The sequence below is a fragment of the Nocardia stercoris genome (assembly GCF_003696265.1).
Classification (GTDB): Bacteria; Actinomycetota; Actinomycetes; order Mycobacteriales; family Mycobacteriaceae; genus Nocardia; species Nocardia stercoris.
Map to the genome: position 1 here is coordinate 197,999 of NZ_RFFH01000010.1, position 19,494 is coordinate 217,492.

Here is a 19,494-nt window from a genome sequence, read left to right on the forward strand (position 1 = left end):
ATCGGGCGCCGGTGTCGGCGGTCGAGCGGAGCTTGGCGGAGGTCTTCGCCGAGATCCTGGGCCGGGACGCGGTCGGTGTGGACGACGATTTCTTCGAGATCGGCGGCGATTCCATCCGTTCCATCCAGGTGGTGTCGCGGGCGCGGGCAGCGGGCGTATTGATCAGTCCGCGTGCGGTTTTCGAGCACCGCACCGTGGCCGCCCTCGCGCGGGTCGCGCAGGCCGGCCCGGAGCGCGAGCTCCTCTCCGAGCTGCCCGGTGGCGGGATCGGCTGGATGCCGTTGCTGCCCGCCGCGCGGTTCGTGCGCGAGCTGGGTGCGGGTTTCGAGCGGTTCAATCAGTCGATGCTGCTGGACCTTCCGGTGGGTATCGACCTGAACGGCCTGGTCGCGACCTGGCAGGCGGTACTGGACCGGCACCCGGTGCTGACCGCCCGCCTCGTCGACGGAACCGACGGTCCCGGCCTGGTGACCAGGCCGTCCGGCGACATCGATGTCGCGACCTTCGTCCATCGAGTCGACCTCCACGGAACCGATGTCGGCAGTAGCGCCGAACCGGATTCCGGCGAGCGCGACCGGAACATGGTTCCCAGCGGGCCCGGAAACGAACTGTCCGACAGCCTCGCCCGGTCCGCGGCACTGATCTCAGCCGAGCTGGACGCGGCCGCCGGCCGGCTCGCCCCCGAGGCCGGGATCCTGGTGGCGCTGGTGTGGTTCGATCGCGGAGCGCACGCGCCCGGCGCGCTCGGTGTGGTCGCGCACCACCTCGCCGTCGACGGTGTGTCCTGGCGAATCCTGTTGCCGGACTTGGCCGCCGCGTGGGCCCAGCGCAGCGAACACCCCGACGCCACCGAGCGGCAACCGGTGCCGCCGGTCAGCGGAACCTCGCTGCGCCGGTGGTCGCACGCGCTCGCCGAGCAAGCCCGAACCCCGGAACGGACCGCCGAATTGTCCTGGTGGACAAGCATGCTGGCGGGACCGGACCCGATCCTCGGCGCACGGGAGCCGGATCCCGCGGTCGACACCCACGCGACGGTCGCGCAGGTGGAACTGCGGCTGCCGGTCGAGGTGACCGAGGCGGTCCTGACCGGACTGCCCACGGCGTTCCACGGCCACGTCGAAGACGGCCTGCTCGCGGCGCTGCTGATCGCGGTGGCGGTCTGGCGGGAGCGCCGCTGCGGCACCTCCGACCCGTCCGGCATCGTGGTGCGGCTGGAGGGCCACGGCCGCGAGGAGGCCGTGGTCGCGGGCGCGGATCTGTCGGCAGTGGCCGGCTGGTTCACCGCCATGTACCCGGTGCGGCTGACGCTGCCCGAAAAACTCGATCCCGCGGCCGTTCTCACCGGCGGACCGGCGGCGGGCCAGGTGGTGAAGCGGGTCAAGGAACTGCTGCGCGCGATCCCGGATCGCGGCCTCGGCTACGGCATGTTGCGGTACCTGAACCCGGACACCGCGCCGGTGCTGGCCGAACTGCCCACGGGCCGAATCGGTTTCAACTACCTGGGCCGCTTCTCCAGTGGCGATCTGATGCCCGCGCACCTGCGCGGGACCGGCTGGACGCCCGTCCCCGGCGTGCCCGCGAACGCCGGATACCCGCGGCTGCCGGTCCTTTCGGCCCTCGAACTCAACGCGGCGGTCACCGACGACGGCTCAGGCCCGACACTCGGCGCCTCGTTCACCTACGCGACCGGCATTCTGGCGGACGAGTCCGTCGCCGAACTCGCGGCACTGTGGGAGACGGCGCTGACCGGCCTGGCCCGGCACGTCGATGCCGGCGGCGGCGGACTGACCCCGTCGGATCTGCCGCTGGTGAACCTGGACCAGGCCGCCATCGACGCACTCGAGGCCCGCTACGGGCGGGTGCGGGACGTGTGGCCGGTCACCGCCATGCAGTCCGGCCTGCTCTACCACACCCACCTGACCGGCGCCGGCGTGGACGCCTACCAGATGCAGGTGCTGTTCGATCTGGCCGGTCCGGTGGATCCGGGCCGGATGCGGATCGCGGGACAGGCCCTGCTCGACCGGCATGCGAGCCTGCGCACCGCGTACCTGCCGGCCGGCGACGGCTCGACCGTCGCCGTCGTGGTCGCCGATGCCGAATTGCCGTGGCAGCAAATAGATCTGCGCGAGACTTCGGCCGCCGGTCGGTCGACGGCCATCGATGCGCTGCTGACCGCCGACCGCGCCGAGCGCTTCGACCCCACCGTGCCACCGCTGCTGCGGCTGGCCCTGATCCGCACCGCCGCGGACCGGTCCCGCCTGGTACTCACCGCCCACCATGTGCTGCTGGACGGCTGGTCGCTGCCGCTGCTGTTGACCGACCTGCTGGCGCTGTACGCGAACGGCGGTGCCACCGCGGAACTGCCCGCCGCCGGGAACTACCGCGACTTCCTGGCCTGGCTGCAGGCGCGGGACCGGGCGGCGACCGCCCAGGCCTGGACCGAGTACCTGACCGGGGTCGACGAGCCCACCCTGCTCGCCGCGGCCGCCGACGGACCCGCCGCCGAGCCGGAACCGGCGGTGACCGTGGAGATTCCGCTGCCCGCGGATCTGGCCCGGACGCTGACCCGCCGGGCCGGCGAATGCGGCGTCACACCGAACACGGTCGTGCAGGTGAGCTGGGCGCTGCTGCTGGCGGAGTTGACCGGCCGCGACGACATCGTGTTCGGAGCGACCGTCGCGGGTCGCCCGGCAGACCTGCCGGGCGCCGACACGATGGTCGGCCTGCTGATCAACACCGTGCCGGTGCGGGTCCGGATCCGTCCCGGCGACAGCCTCGCCGAGCATCTGCGCCGCCATCAGCGCGAACAGGCCGGGCTGCTCGATCACCACCATCACCCGCTCACCGAGATGCACCGGATCACCGGTGTGCCGGCACTGTTCGACACACTCGTCGCGTTCGAGTCCTACGCGGTCGACCACTCCGCCCTGGCCGGCACCAGCGCCGCCAGCGGACTCGCGGTCGTCGGCCTGGACCATCGCGGCGAGACGAACTACGCGGTCACGATCACCGCGAATGCCGTGCCCGATCTGGTGCTCACCCTGCAGTACGACACGGGTGTGCTCAGCCGGGACTTCGTCGACCGGATGATCGCGCGGTATCGGCGCCTGCTGGAAACCTTCGCCGCCGAACCCGAACTGCCGGTGGCGCGCATCGATCTGCTGCTGGCCGACGAACGGCGAATGATCGCGGAGTTCAACGACACCGGCGTCGCGGTCGACCCGGCCGTGACCGTGGCCCAGCTGTTCGAAGCGCGCGTCGCCGCCGCCCCGGACGCGGTGGCGCTGATCGCCGACGGCGAATCGGTCCGCTACCGGGAACTGGACGCGCGCGCCGCCTGCCTGGCCGGTGTGCTGGCGGCTCGCGGCGCCGGCCCGGAAACCGTTGTGGCCGTGGCGATGCCACGGACCACGGACCTGGCGGTAGCGCTGCTGGCGGTCGTGAAATGCGGTGCCGGCTATGTGCCCCTGGACCCGGGATATCCGCAGGAACGGCTGCGGTACATCCTCACCGACTCCGACCCGACGCTGGTGCTCACCCACAGCGCTGTCGCGGACCGGATACCTGCCACCGGCGCCGAGCGCATCCTGCTCGACGATCCGGGCACGATCGCGGAAACGGCTGCCACCGCAGCCCTTTCCACGGTGCCGGTGGCGCCGGCCGGACTGGCCTACCTGATCTACACCTCGGGCACCACGGGCGTGCCGAAGGGAGTCAGCGGCACGCACGGGGCACTGGCCAACCGGCTGGCGTGGGCGTCCGCGGTGTGGAACGAGCCGGTCCGGATCGCGAAGAGTTCGATCAGCTTCCTCGACGGCACCACCGAACTGCTCGGCGCGCTCGTCAGCGGGACCACGGCGGTCCTGGCAGGCGACGCCGCGGCCAGGGACGGCGTCGCGCTCGCGGACCTGATCGAACGCCACGCCGCGACCCAGTTCCTGGCCATCCCGAGTTTCGCGGCCGCGATCGCCCGGTCCGCCCCGCCCGCTCAGCTGGCCGGTGTCCGGCTCTGGCTGTGCAGCGGCGAGGCGCTGGACTCGGGCACCGTCGGCGAATTGCTGTCCGCGGCACCGGATTCGGTGGTCGTGAACTCCTACGGGTGCTCCGAGATCGCCGGCGACGTGCTGGTCGCCGAGTTGCGTGCCGCCGCGAGCCCGGTGCCGCTGGGCCGGGCGGTCCCCGGCACCCGGGTGTATCTGCTCGACCGCGACCTTTCCCCGACCGTGCCGGGCGCGATCGGCGAGATCTATGTCGGCGGAATCCAAGTGGCACGCGGGTATCTGGGGCAGCCGGAGGCGACCGCGGGCCGGTTCGTCGCGGACCCCTACGGCGAGCCCGGGCAGCGACTGTTCCGGACCGCGGATCTCGGTCGCTGGATCGTCGACGCCACCGGACAGCCGGCACTGGAATACCTGGGCCGCGCCGACGATCAGGTGAAGATCCGGGGCTTCCGGATCGAACCCGGTGAGATCGAAGCGGCGCTGACCGCCCATCCGGGAGTCGCGCAGGCCGTGGTCGCGGCGCGACCCAGCGCGACCGGCACCCGGCTCGTCGGCTATGTCGTGCCGGCCGCGTCCGGGGTGGACGTGGGCGAGCTGCGGGCCTTCGTGGCCGGGCGGCTGCCGGAGTTCATGGTGCCCGCCGTGGCGCTGACGCTCGACGCGCTGCCGCTGTCCCCGAACGGGAAGATCGACCGAAAAGCGTTGCCGGAGCCGGTGTTCGCGTCCGTTGCCGAGTATCGGGCGCCGGTGTCGCCGGTGGAGCGGGCGCTGGCCGGGTTGTTCGCCGAGATCCTCGGTGTCGACCGGGTGGGGCTCGACGACAGTTTCTTCGATCTGGGTGGGCATTCGCTGCTGGCGACCCGGCTGGTCAGCCGGATCCGCGTCGAACTCGCGGTGGAGGTGCCGATCCAGGCGGTCTTCGCGGCGCGGACCGTCGCCGAACTGGCGGTGGTCGTGACGCGTAGCGCCGACGCGGCGCGGCCCGCGCTGCGCCGCCGGGACCGGCCGGAACTGCTGCCGTTGTCCTTCGCCCAGCAGCGGCTGTGGTTCCTGTACCGGTTGGACGGGCCGTCGGCGACCTACAACATTCCGCTGGCGTTCCGTCTGAGCGGGCCTGTGGACGTGACCGCGCTGCGCGTGGCGGTGGCCGATCTGGTGGGCCGGCACGAGAGCCTGCGGACCGTCTTCGCCGACGACACCGACGGCGTGGGCCGGCAGCGGGTGCTCGACACGGGCGCGGTCGCGGTGCCCGTCGAGGTCGGCGACCTGGCCGGCGCCGACGTTGCCGAGGTCGACCGGGTGGTGGCCGAGGCGGCTGCGTACCGGTTCCAGCTGGATACCGAGATTCCGCTGCGGGCCACGGTGATTCGGCTGGGCCCGGACGAGCTGGTGGTGGTGCTCGTGGTGCACCACATCGCGGGTGACGGCTGGTCGTTGGCGCCGCTGGCCCGGGACCTGGCAGTGGCCTACCGGGCTCGGGCGGCGGGCAGCGCGCCGGAGTGGGCGCCGTTGCCGGTGCAGTACGCGGATTACACGTTGTGGCAGCGGGAATTGCTCGGTGACGAGTCGGATCCGGAGAGTGTGCTGTCGCGTCAGTTCGACTACTGGCGGGCCGAATTGGCCGGTGTGCCGGAGCAATTGGTGTTGCCGACCGACCGGCCGCGGCCGCGGGTGGCGTCCTACGCGGGTGCGACCGTGCCGTGGCCTATCGACGCCGCGACGTCTGCGGCGGTTGCGGAGTTGGCGCGGTCGCGGCGGGCGACGGTGTCGATGGTGTTGCAGGCCGGTGTGGCGGTGTTGTTGTCGAAGTTGGGTGCGGGGGAGGACATTCCGATCGGTTCGCCGATCGCGGGTCGTACCGATGCGGCGCTCGACGATCTGGTCGGGTTCTTCGTCAACACGTGGGTGCTGCGCGCACGTGTGTCACCGGAGTTGTCGTTCGCGGACGTGGTCGATCAGGTTGCGGAGAAGGCTCTGGCCGCGTACGCGAATCAGGATGCTCCGTTCGAGCGGCTGGTGGAGTTGGTGAATCCGGTTCGCTCGCAGGCGCATCACCCGCTGTTCCAGGTATCGCTGACGGTGCAGAACACCGCAGCCGTGACCGCGGAATTCGGGGACGCCGAGATCGCCGCCTACCCGGTCTCGAACGGATCGGCGCGCTTCGACCTGCTGTTCGCCGTACACGACGACGGCACGGGCGGGCTGTCCGGCTCGATCGAGTACGCCACCGACCTGTACGACGCGGACAGCGTGCATCGGATCGCGGCCCGGTTCACGGCCCTGCTCGCCCACGTCACCGTTCGCCCCGACGTCCCGGTCGGGCGGATCGACGTGCTCGACGACCACGAGCGTCGCCGCATCCTGCACGAGTGGAACTACACGATGGGGCGGACCGGCGGACACGCGCCGGAAGGTTCAGCCCTGACACTGGCCGAAAGCATTGCGGCGCAGGCCGAGACACGCCCCGACGCGGTGGCTGTGGTCGCCGGCACCGGTTCGCTGACCTACCGCGAACTCGACGAGCGCTCCGGCCGGCTGGCCGGCGTGCTGGCCGAGCACGGTGCCGGCGCGGAACGCGTGGTGGCCGTGGCACTGCCGCGCGGCGCCGACCTGCTGGTGGCGCTGCTCGCCGTCCTGAAGTCCGGCGCCGGTTACGTGCCGCTGGACCCGGCCTATCCGCAGGACCGGTTGCGGTTCATCCAGTCCGACGCCGAACCGGTGCTCGTACTCACCGATTCCGCTGTCGCTGAACGAATTCCCGACACCGGCGGTGCGCGCCTGCTGCTCGACGCGCCGACGGTGGTGGCGGAACTCGCGAACCGCACACCGCTCGCGCCGGTTCCGGTGCCCGGCGGCAGCCTGGCGTACCTCATCTACACCTCCGGGACCACGGGTGTGCCCAAGGGCGTGGCGGTGACCCGGGCCAACCTGGACGCACTGGTCCGGGCCACGCGGCCGCTGCTGACCGTGCCGGAGATCGCCGGAACCGACGGTCCGGTCCTGGCGTCGACGTCGGCGGCGTTCGACGTGTCGGTGTTCGAGCTGTTCACCACGCTGCACGCGGGTGGGTCGGTCGAGATCGTGGACGACGCGCTGGCTGTGGGGCAACGGGATTCGTGGTCCGGTGCGGTGATGAGTATGGTGCCATCGGCGTTCGACGCGGTCGCCGCGCACACCGAGACGGTGCTCGCGGCGCACACCATCGTCTTCGCCGGTGAAGCCCTGACCCGCGCCACGATCGAGCGGGCACGCACCCGTATCCCAGGTGTGCGGGTAGTGAACGGTTACGGTCCGACCGAGTCGACGGTCTTCGCCACCACCGCGGTCCTCGACGCGGACCCGGGCGTGGGGCCGGTGCCGATCGGCGTACCGCTGCCGGGCGTGCGAGCCTACGTCCTCGACAGCTGGCTGCGGCCGGTTCCGGCGGGCGTCTCCGGCGAGTTGTATCTGGCCGGAACGCAATTGGCGCGCGGCTATCACGCGCGGCCCGATCTGACGGCCACCCGGTTCGTCGCCGACCCCTTCGGCACCGAGCACGGCGCCGGGCGTCTGTATCGCACCGGTGACGTGGTGCGCTGGAACCTGTCCGGCGTATTGGAGTACCTGGGCCGCGTGGACGACCAGGTGAAGGTGCGCGGTTTCCGCATCGAGCTCGGCGAGATCGAGACCGCCCTGGCCGGGCATCCGGACATCTCGCAGGCGGTCGTGGTCGCCCACGACACCGGCGACGGCAAGCAGCTGGTCGGCTACGTGGTCCCGGGCGGGCACGCGCCCGCCGACAGCGTCCACGACGCGGTGCCGAGCAGCGGCGCGGACGCCGGGTCCACACCGGACCTGGATTCGGCCGCGGTGCGGTCGTATCTGCGGGAAAGGTTGCCGGAGTACATGGTTCCCGCCGCGGTGATGGTGCTCGACGCGCTGCCGTTGTCGGCCAACGGCAAGATCGACCGAAAGGCGCTGCCCGAGCCCGTCTTCGCGGCCGGGACCGAGTATCGGGCACCGGCAACGGTGGCGGAGTCGGTGCTGACCGGGGTGTTCGCCGAGATCCTGGGGCGGGACCGGGTCGGTGTGGACGACGATTTCTTCGAGATCGGCGGCGACTCCATCCGCTCGATCCAGGTGGTGTCCCGTGCGCGCGCGGCAGGCGTATTGATCAGTCCCCGTGAGGTTTTCGAACACCGGACCGTGGCCGCCCTGGCCCGAATCGCGGCGACCGCTCGGGATCGCCAACTCCTCGCCGAACTCCCCGGCGCCGGCATCGGCTGGATGCCGCTGCTGCCCGCCGCACGATACGTCCGAGACATGGGCGCGGGCCTCGACCGCTTCAACCAGGCGATGCTGCTGGACCTTCCCCTCGGCATCGACCAGGACGGCCTGATCGCGACCTGGCGCGCGGTACTGGACCGGCACCCCGTGCTGACCGCCCGCCTGGTCGACGGCCCCGACGGCCCAGGCCTGCTGACCAGGCCGTCCGGCGACATCGACGTCTCCACCCTCGTCCACCGGGTCGAGCTGCCATCGCCCACAGGCCGGGCCGTGACCGACGCGGCAGACGGCGATCACGGTGGGGTGACCTTGGATGCGGAGTCGGTTGCCGGCGCGCTCGCCATGGCTTCGGATGTGTTGGACGCCAATGGCGTACCGCATGACGGTGGTCGGGCCGTGACCGGGGCGGCAGTCCGTGAGCACGCTGGTGACCTGGATGCGGCTGCCGACAGTGGGCTGGACGCAATGTCGGATCTGTTGGGCGGCCATGGTGTGGCGTTCGATGGTGGACGGGCCGAGACCGGCGCGGCAGACGGCGAGCACGGTGGGGACCCGGATGCGGTGGCGGCCGACAGCGGGCTGGACGCGGTGTCGGATCTGTTGGGCGCCACGGGCGTACCGCTTGACGGTGACCGGGCCGTGACCGGCGCGGTCGACCGCGGGGACGGTGGGTTCCTGGAGGCGGCGGTGGCCGACAGCGCGCTGGACGCGGCGTCGGCGCGGTTGGATCCCGGTAACGGTGTGCTGTTGGCCCTGGTCTGGTTCGACCGGGGACCCGACGCGCCGGGCGTGCTGGGTGTGGTCGCGCACCATCTGGCGGTCGACGGGGTGTCCTGGCGAATCCTGTTGCCGGACTTGGCTTCCGCGTGGACGCGGATACGGGAGGGGCGCCCGGCGCAGCTGCCGGCCACCGGCACTTCACTGCGGCGCTGGTCGCACGCGCTGGCCGAGCAGGCGGTCGCTCCGCGGCGGGTCGCCGAATTGTCGTGGTGGACCGCGATGTTGGCCGGGGAGGATCCGGTACTCGGAGCTCGGGAACTCGATCCGGCGGTCGACACGCACGCCACCGCCGACCACGTCCGGGTGCGGGTGCCGGCCGCCGTGACCGAGACGGTGCTGACCGCGCTTCCGGCGGCGTTCCACGGGCACGTCGACGACGGTCTGCTCGCGGCGCTGGTGGTCGCGGTGACCCTGTGGCGGCAGTCCCGTTCGAGCCTGGTGGTGCGCCTCGAAGGCCACGGTCGCGAAGAGGCGGTCGTGCCGGGCGCGGACCTGTCGGCGGCGGTGGGCTGGTTCACCGCCATGTATCCGGTGCGGCTGAGCCTGCCCGCCGGCGTCGACCCGGCCGAGGTCCTGACCGGCGGTCCGGCGGCCGGTCGGGTGGTGAAGTGGGTGAAGGAGCTGCTGCGCGCGGTACCGGATCGCGGAATCGGCTACGGGATGCTGCGCTACCTGAACCCCGAAACCGCGCCGGTGCTGGCCGAACTGCCCAGTGGCCGAATCGGTTTCAACTATCTGGGCCGATTCGCCACCGGTGACCTGATGCCCGCCGAGCTGCGTGCGGGCGGCTGGACGCCCACGCCGGGCATGTCGGCGAACGCGGGCTACCCGGAGCTGCCCGCCTGGTCGGCGCTTGAGATCAACGCCGCGGTCACCGACGACGGGACGGGCCCGGCCCTGGCCGCGTCGTTCACCTTCCCGACCGGCGTGCTGGACCGGTCGCAGGTGCGCGAACTGGCCGAGTTGTGGCGTGCGGCGCTGACCGGGCTCGCGCGCCACGCCGAGCTGCCGGGCACCGGCGGTCTGACCCCGTCGGACGTGCCGCTGACCGGGCTCGATCAGTCCGCGATCGACAGTGTGGAGGCGCGTTTCGGGCGGGTCCAGGACGTGTGGCCGGTGACCGCGATGCAAGCGGGCCTGCTGTACCACGCGCAACTGGCCGGCACCGGTTTCGACGCCTACCACATGCAGGTCGTGTTCGACCTGTCCGGAACGGTGGACCCGGCGCGGATGCGGGTGGCCGGGCAGGCGCTGCTGGAACGGCACGCGCCGCTGCGGACGGCCTACATCCCCGCCGGCGACGGCTCGACGGTCGCGGTGGTCGTGTCCGGGGTCGAATTGCCCTGGCAGCACCTCGATCTGGCCGCACTGCCGCACCCGCGGCGGGAGGCGGCCGCCGCGGAACTGCTCGACGCCGACCGGGCCGCGCACTTCGACCCCGCCGTGCCGCCGTTGCTGCGGCTGGCGCTGATCGGCGACACCGGCGGCCGGTTGCGGCTGGTCCTGACCGCGCACCACGTGCTGGTGGACGGCTGGTCCCTGCCGCTGCTGCTGGCCGACCTGCTGGCGCTGTACTCGAGTTCGGGGGACGCCACCGGGCTGTCCGCCGTGCCGGACTACCGGGACTTTCTGTCCTGGTTGCACACTCGTGACCGCGCGGCCACCGCCACCGCCTGGTCCGGCTATCTCGACGGGGTCGGGGAACCGACCCTGCTCGCAAGCGGCGCGGCCACCACGGTCCCGGCGCAGGACACGCTGCGCAGCGTGGATCTCGCACTGCCGGAACCGATCACGCGGGCGCTGTCGGAGCGGGCCGCCGACTGCGGTGTCACGCTCAACACGGTCGTCCAGGTCGGCTGGGCCCTGGTGATCGCCGCCGCGACCGGCCGCGACGATGTGACCTTCGGTGCCACCGTCTCCGGCCGGCCCGCGGACCTGCCGGGCGCGGACTCGATGGTCGGTCTGCTGATCAACACCGTCCCGGTGCGGGTCCGCATCGATCCCGCGAGCACGATCGCGGGTCTGCTGCGCCGCCATCAGGCCGAACAGGCGCAGCTGATGGATCACCACCACTACCCGCTGACCGAGGTACACCGGATCACCGGCGTACCGGCCCTGTTCGACACCCTGGTCGCGTTCGAGTCCTACCCGATCGACCCGGCCGCCCTCACCGGCGCGCTGTCGATCACCGGCATGGACAACCGCAGCGGCACCAGCTATCCGGTGACCGTCACCGCCAACGCGGTGCCGGATCTGGTGCTGTCGGTGCAGTACGACACCACGGTGTTCGACGCCGATCGGATCGAACGGCTGATCGCCCGGTACGCGGCGGTGCTGACCGCCGTCGCCGGCGATCCGGACACGACCCCGGCGCGAATCCCGCTGCTGCTGCCCGACGAGCGCGCGATGCTGCGGGACCGCAACGCCACCGCCACCGCGGCGCCGGTGCTGTCGGTGCCGGAGATGTTCGCGCGGCGGGTCGCGCAGACCCCGGATGTGGACGCGGTGGTCGCGGGCCCCGACCGGCTGTCCTACCGGGAGCTCGACGCACGGGCCAACCGCGTAGCCCGGTGGCTGCTGCAGCAGGGCGTCGGCGCCGAGGAACCGGTGGGAGTCATCCTGCCCCGGTCGGTGGACCTGGTCGTGGCGCTGCTCGGGGTGGCGAAGGCGGGCGCGGTGTTCGTGCCGCTGTTGCCGGAATGGCCGCAGTCGCGCCGGGACCGGGTGCTCGCGCAGGCCGGCGTCCGGGTCGTCGTCGACGGCGAGAGCGCGGCGGAGATCGCCGGCTGCTCGGTGAGCGATCCGCGGGTGGCCGTCGATCCCGAACAGCTGGTGTACATCATGTTCACCTCCGGTTCGACCGGTGAGCCCAAGGGTGTCGCGGTGCGGCACCGGGATGTGACCGCGCTCGCGCAGGACCGGTGTTTCGCGGGCGGCGCGCGCGAGCGGGTCCTGCTGCACTCCCCGTATTCGTTCGACGCGTCGACCTACGAATTGTGGGTGCCGCTGTTGAACGGCGGCCAGGTGGTCCTGGCGCCCGCGACGGCCGGTCCGGCCGAGCTGGCCCGGCTGATCGAACGCTCCGGTGTGACCGGATTGTGGCTGACCGCAGGGCTGTTCGCGGTGCTGGCGCAGGAGGACGCGGCCTGTTTCGCGCGGGTTCGGCAGGTGTGGACCGGTGGTGACGTGGTGTCGCCGGACGCGGTGCGCCGGGTGCAGCGCAGCTGCCCCGACACGGTGGTCGTCAACGGTTACGGCCCCACCGAGACCACGACGTTCGCCACCAGCTATCCGATTCCGGTGCTGTCCCAGGACCCGGGCGCGGCCGGTGACACCGCGGTGCCGATCGGCCGGCCGCTGGACAACATGCGAATGCTGGTGCTGGACAACTGGTTGCGGCCCGTCCCGCCCGGCGTGGTCGGCGAGCTGTATGTGGCGGGCGCGGGTGTCGCCCGCGGCTACGCGGGCCGCCCGGATCTGACCGGTGCCCGATTCGTCGCGGATCCGGCCGGATCGGGCGAACGGGTGTACCGCACCGGTGACTATGTGCGCTGGAACGACAGTGGCGCACTGGAATACGCCGGACGCGCCGACGACCAGGTGAAGATCCGCGGGTTCCGGGTCGAGCCCGGTGAGGTCGAGGCCGCAGTGGCCGCCGACCCCGCCGTGGCCCGGGCGGTGGTCGTGGTGGTCGACGGTCCGGCCGGAAAGCGGTTGGCCGCCTACGTCACCGCCGTCGACGGCACCGAGCTGGATCCGGCGGCGGTGCGCCGGGCCGCGGCGACTCGCCTGCCGGACTACCTGCTGCCCGGCGCGATCGCGGTCGTCGACCGGATTCCGTTGACCCCCAACGGAAAGATCGACCGCAAGGCGCTGCCGGAACCGGTCTTCGCGGCACCCACCGCCTACCGGGCGCCGGCCACCGAACAGGAACGGATCCTGACCGGACTGTTCGCCGAGGTGCTCGGCCTCGACCGGGTCGGCGTGGACGACAACTTCTTCGACCTGGGTGGCCACTCCCTGCTGGCCACCCGCCTGGCCGGCCGGATCCGCACCGAACTCGGTGTGGAGATCTCCGTCGCGACCGTGCTGCGCGCACCGACGGTCGCCATGCTCACCCACTCCTGGGCGGAGACGACTGCGAAGTCGACCCGCCCGGCTCTTCGTAAGTTCAACCGAGGGACGGACAAGAAATGATCCCGTTGTCGTTTGCCCAGCAGCGTTTGTGGTTCCTCTACCGCCTGGAGGGACCCTCGGCGACGTACAACATCCCGCTCGCCCTGCGGTTGTCCGGCGCGGTCGACGTGGCGGCGCTCGCGGCCGCGGTACGCGACGTGGTCGTCCGGCACGAGAGCCTGCGCACCGTCTTCCCCAGCGACGACACCGGCACCCCCGCCCAGGAGATCCTCGGCCCGGACGTCGAGGTCCCGGTCGGGATCGTGGACCTGCCCGGCGCGACCGACGTACAGGTCGACGCGCTGATCGCCGACGCGGCCGGCTACCTGTTCGAACTCGACACCGAGATCCCGATCCGGGCCACCGTGCTCACCCGCCACGGTGCCGGCGAACCCGCGTCCGACGAGCTGTTCCTGATCCTGGTGATCCACCACATCGCCTGTGACGGTTGGTCTCTGGCGCCGCTGGCCCGCGACCTGGCCACCGCGTACCGGGCCCGCGCGACCGGCACCGAACCGGACTGGGAACCGCTGCCGGTCCAGTACGCCGACTACACCATGTGGCAGCTCGAGCTGCTCGGATCCGACACCGATCCCGACAGTGTGCTGTCCCGCCAGATCGACTACTGGCGCCGGGAACTGGCCGGCATCCCGGAACAGCTGGTGCTGCCGACCGACCGGCCACGCCCGCGGGTCGCGTCCTATCGCGGTGCGACCGTCGTACTGCGGATCGACGCGGCCACCACGGCGGCGATCACCGGCCTGGCCCGGTCGCGACAGGCGACGCTGTCGATGGTGCTGCAGGCCGGCCTGGCCGTGCTGCTGTCCAAACTCGGTGCGGGGGAGGACATCCCGATCGGCGCCCCGATCGCCGGCCGCACGGACGAGGCGCTCGACGACCTGGTCGGCTTCTTCGTCAACACCTGGGTGCTGCGCGCTCGGGTCACCCCGGCGGAGTCGTTCGCGCGTATCCTGGACCGGGTCACCGAACAGGCGCTGGCCGCCTACGCCAACCAGGACGCGCCGTTCGAGCGCCTGGTCGAGGTCGTGAATCCGATTCGGTCGCAGGCCCTGCACCCGCTGTTCCAGGTGTCGCTCACCGTGCAGAACACCACCGCCGCGAGCACCGACTTCGCCGACGGCGTCCGGGTCCGGCCGCATCCGGTGGCCACCGGCACCGCCCGGTTCGACCTGCTGTTCACCCTCGCCGAGGACGGTGGCGCGCTGTCGGGCACCATCGAATACGCCACCGACCTGTACGACCGCGCGACCGTGGAGCGCCTCGGCACCCGGTTCGCCGACCTGCTCGCCCGGTTGAGCGCCGACCCCGACCTGCCTGTCGGGCACCTCGATCTGCTGGATGCCGCCGAGCGCCGGCAGATCCTGCGGGAGTGGAACGACACCGCGCACACCGATCCCGCCGGTCAGGGCGGGTCGGTGGCGGACATGTTCGCGACCCGGGTCGCCGCCGAGCCGGATGCGGTCGCGGTGGTGACCGCGGCGCGGACGCTGACCTACCGGGAGCTCGACGACCGGTCCGGGCGGCTGGCCCGGTTGCTGACGGAAAGGGGTGCGGGCGCGGAAGCGATTGTCGCGGTGGCGTTGCCGCGGCACGCGGACCTGCTCGTCGCCTTGCTGGCGGTGGTGAAGTCCGGGGCGGGCTACGTACCGCTGGACCCGGCGTATCCGTCGGATCGGTTGCGGTTCATCCAGTCCGACGCGCGGCCGGTGCTGTTGCTGACCGACAGCACGGTGGCGCCGGGTATCCCGGAGGTGTCCGAGTCCGCTGGTGGCACAATGAGTATCGCCGAGGACGGTGCGATCGTCCCGCGGCTGCTGCTCGACGACCCGGCGGTCGCGTCGGAACTCGCGCAGCGGGAACCCCTTGCGCCGGTGAATGTTCCGGACACGAGTGTGGCGTATCTGATCTACACCTCGGGCACCACGGGCGTGCCCAAGGGGGTCGCGGTGTCGCGGTCGAACATGGCGGCCCTGGTGCGGGCGACCGCGGGAATGCCGCAGCTCGGTTCCGGAGGCGGCGGCCGGGTGCTGGCGTCGACGTCGGCGGCCTTCGACGTGTCGGTGTTCGAACTGTTCACCACGCTGTGTGCGGGTGGTGCGGTCGAGATCGTGGACGACGCGCTGGCTGTGGGGCAGCGGGATTCGTGGTCCGGTGCGGTGATGAGTATGGTGCCGTCGGCGTTCGACGCGGTCGCCGCGCACACAGAGACGGTGCTGGCAGCGGACTCGATCGTGTTCGCCGGTGAGGCACTGACCTGGGCGACGATCGAGCGGGCGCGCGACCGGATCCCGGGCGTGCGAGTGGTGAACGCGTACGGTCCGACCGAGTCGACGGTGTACGCGACGACGGCGGTCCTGTCGGACGGCGCCTCGGGGCCGGTGCCGATCGGTGCGCCGCTGCCGGGCGTGCGGGCATATGCGCTGGACAGCTGGTTGCGGCCGGTGCCGGTCGGTGTGGCCGGTGAGTTGTATCTGGGTGGCGCGCAGGTGGCCCGCGGCTATCACGCGCGCCCCGATCTGACCGCGTCCCGCTTCGTGGCCGACCCGTTCGACGGGCCCGTCGACGACCTCGCGCCGGACCGAACCGGTGCGACCGAGCCGCGGGCCGCCGGGCGTCTGTATCGCACCGGTGACGTGGTGCGCTGGAACCCCTCCGGGATCCTGGAATACCTGGGCCGGGCCGACGACCAGGTGAAGGTGCGTGGCTTCCGCATCGAGCTCGGCGAGATCGAGACCGCCCTGACCGGGCACCCGGGTATCTCGCAGGCGGTCGTGGTCGCCCACGACACCGGCGACGGCAAGCAGCTGGTCGGCTACGTGGTTCCGAGCGAGCATGCGCCCGCCGACGGCCTCGACGGCGCGGTGCCGGGCGGCGGCGCGGACGCCGTGTCCGCACCGGACCTGGATTCGGCTGCGGTGCGGTCGTATCTGCGGGATCGGTTGCCGGAGTACATGGTTCCCGCTGCGGTGATGGTGCTCGACGCGCTGCCGTTGTCAGCCAACGGGAAGATCGACCGAAAGGCATTGCCGGAACCGGTGTTCGAGGCCGGTGCGGCCTATCGGGCGCCCGTGACGGTGGCGGAGTCGGTGCTGGCCGGGGTGTTCGCCGAGATCCTGGGGCGCGACCGGGTCGGTGTGGACGACGATTTCTTCGAGATCGGCGGCGACTCCATCCGTTCCATCCAGGTGGTGTCCCGGGCCCGCGCGGCGGGCGTGCTGGTCAGCCCGAAGGAGGTCTTCGAACATCGGACGGTGGCCGCACTGGCCCGGATCGCGGGTACCGCGGCGGATCAGCAGCTGCTGGCCGAGTTGCCGGGCGGCGGGATCGGCTGGATGCCGTTGCTGCCCGCCGCGCGCTTCGTCCGTGATCTCGGCGCGGGCTTCGACGCGTTCAACCAGTCCATGCTGCTGGACCTTCCGGCGGGCATCGACCTGGACGGTCTGGTCGCGACGTGGCAGGCGGTGCTGGACCGGCATCCGGTGCTGACCGCGCGGCTGGTCGACGGTCCGGACGGTCCCGGGCTGCTGACGGTCCCCGCCGGGGAAACCGACGTCGTGAGCCTGATTCACCGAGTGCGCCTGCCGCACAGCGAATCCGGGATCGATGCACTCGTCTCGGCCGAACTCGACGCTGCCGCAGCGCGATTGGCGCCCGAGCGCGGTGTCTTGCTGGCTCTGGTCTGGTTCGAGCGCGGAGGCGCCGAGCCGGGCGTGCTGGGTGTGGTGGCGCATCACCTGGCGGTCGACGGCGTGTCGTGGCGAATCCTGTTGCCGGACTTGGCCACGGCCTGGGCTCAGGTCGCCGCGGGGGAGCGGCCGAGTCTGCCGGCCGCGGGGACCTCGCTGCGGCGGTGGTCGCACGCACTCGCGGAACAGGCGCGGTCCGACGCGCGTTCCGCCGAATTGTCCTGGTGGACAGGGATGTTGGCGGGTCCGGACCCGGTGCTCGGATCGCGGGAGCTGGATCCCGCGATCGACACCCACGCCACCGTCGACCAGGTGCAGCTGCTGGTTCCGGCGGCGGTCACCGAGACGGTACTGACCGCCCTGCCCGCGGCGATCCACGGGCACGTCGACGACGGCCTGCTCGCGGCCCTGGCGGTCGCCGTCGCGGCGTGGAGCCGGACGCCGCGCACCGACGGTGTGGTGGTGCGCCTCGAGGGGCACGGCCGCGAGGAGGCGCTGGTCCCCGGCGCCGACCTGTCGGCGGTACTGGGCTGGTTCACCGCCATGTACCCGGTGCGGTTGACCCTGCCCGAAAACATCGACCTGGACGATGTTTTCGCGGGCGGCCCGGCCGCGGGCCGCGTGGTGAAGTGGGTCAAGGAGCTGCTGCGGGCGGTCCCGGATCGCGGGGTCGGCTACGGCATGCTGCGCTATCTGAACCCGCAGACCGCTGCGGTCCTGCGTGAATTGCCTACGGGGCGGATCGGTTTCAACTATCTGGGCCGTTTCGCGGCCGGCGACCTGATGCCCGCCGGTCTGCGGGGCGGCGGCTGGACACCGGCGACGCGGATGTCCGGCAGCGCGGATTACCCGCAACTCCCGGCACTGTCGGCACTCGAGATCAACGCGGCGGTCACCGACGACGGCTCGGGCGCGGTCCTGGGCGCCCTGTTCAGCTATGCGGCCGGCGTGCTGGACCGTCCCGCCGTCGACGAGCTGGCCCGCCTCTGGCGTGACGCGCTCACCGGCCTGGCGCGGTACACCGAGCGCGGCGCCGGAGGACTGACCCCCTCGGATCTGCCGCTGACCGACCTCGACCAGGCGGGAATCGAACTGCTCGAGGCCCGCTACCCGCAGCTGCGCGACGTGTGGCCGGTCACGGCGATGCAGTCGGGTCTGCTGTTCCACGCCCAGCTGGCCGGTGCGGGCTTCGACGCCTACCACATGCAGGTCGTGTTCGACCTGGCCGGCGTGCTGGATCCGGCCCGGATGCGGACGGCGGGCCAGGCGTTGCTGGACCGGCACGCCGGCCTGCGCACCGCCTACGTCCCGGCCGGTGACGGTTCCACGGTGGCCGTGGTGGTGGCCACGGCGACCCTGCCGTGGCAGGAACTCGACCTGCGGGCCGTGCCCGCGGACCGGCAGCCGGCCGCGGAAGCCGAACTCTTGGACGCCGACCGCGGCACCCACTTCGATCTCACCGTGCCGCCGCTGCTGCGGCTGGCGGTGATCCGCACCGGCGCGGACCGGTCACGCCTGGTGTTGACCGTCCATCACGTGCTGGTGGACGGCTGGTCGCTGCCGCTACTGGTCACCGATCTGTTGGCGCTGTACGCCGGTGCCGGGGACGCGTCCGCGTTGCCGCCCGCGACGGACTTCCGGGACTTCCTGGTGTGGCTGCGGGGTCAGGACTCCGCCGCTACCGCTCGGGCGTGGGCCCGCCATCTCGACGGCGTCACCGAACCCAGCTTCCTGGCCGCGGCCGCCGCCGGACGCGGCCACGACAGCACGGCCGTCGGCGTCGCCGGCGTGGATGTGCTGGAGACGGTGGATGTTCCGCTGACCCCGGCGGTCGCTCGGGCGCTGTCGCGCCGGGCCGCCGAGTGCGGTGTCACGCTGAACACGATCGTGCAGGTCAGCTGGGCGCTGCTGGTGGGTGCCGCGCTCGGGCGTGACGATGTGGTGTTCGGCGCGACGGTCGCGGGCCGCCCGGCCGACCTGCCCGGCGCCGACACCATGGTGGGACTGCTGATCAACACCGTGCCGGTCCGGGTGCGCATCGACCCCGCCGCCACCCTGTCCGAGCTGCTGCGCCGCCACCAGGCCGAGCAGACCGCGCTGATGGATCACCACCACTACCCGCTGACCGAGGTGCACCGGACCACCGGCGTACCGGCGCTGTTCGACACCCTGGTGGCGTTCGAGTCGTATCCGCTCGACGAGGCCGCACTGGCCGACAGCTCCACCACCAGCGGGCTCGCCGTGGTCGGACTCGAACACCACAGTGGCACGAACTATCCGGTGACGATCACCGCGAACGCGGTACCGGACCTGGTCATGACCTTGCAGTACGACAACACGGTGTTCGACCGGGACTTCGTCGACGACGTCACCGCCCACTACGCCCGGCTGCTCGAATCCTTCGCGACCGGCCCCGAGCGCGCGGTCGCGCGGCTGGACCTGCTACTGCCCCGCGAGCTGGAACTGCTGCGCCGCCGCAACGGTGTCGGCGCCGACTCCACCGACGCCCCGTCCGTCACGGAACTGTTTGCCGCGCAGGCCGATTCGGACGAGGTGGCCGTACA

General features: G+C 71.9%; 2 protein-coding genes (both only partly in view). Both read left to right on the plus strand.

All coding sequences use genetic code 11. From position 1 onward, the window contains the following. Positions 1-13,244 carry the 3' portion of a non-ribosomal peptide synthase/polyketide synthase gene (locus EBN03_RS22560; RefSeq protein WP_122190085.1) on the plus strand. Its footprint begins 26,920 nt before the window's first position, so 13,244 of the gene's 40,164 nt are visible here — the last part of the coding sequence; the start codon falls outside the window, past its left edge; the stop codon is at positions 13,242-13,244. Then, positions 13,241-19,494, plus strand: part of the annotated coding region (locus EBN03_RS22565) for a non-ribosomal peptide synthase/polyketide synthase (RefSeq protein ID WP_122190086.1) (this coding region is incomplete at its 3' end). Its footprint extends 29,341 nt past the window's final position; 6,254 of its 35,595 annotated nt are in view. The genes EBN03_RS22560 and EBN03_RS22565, both read left to right, overlap by 4 nt.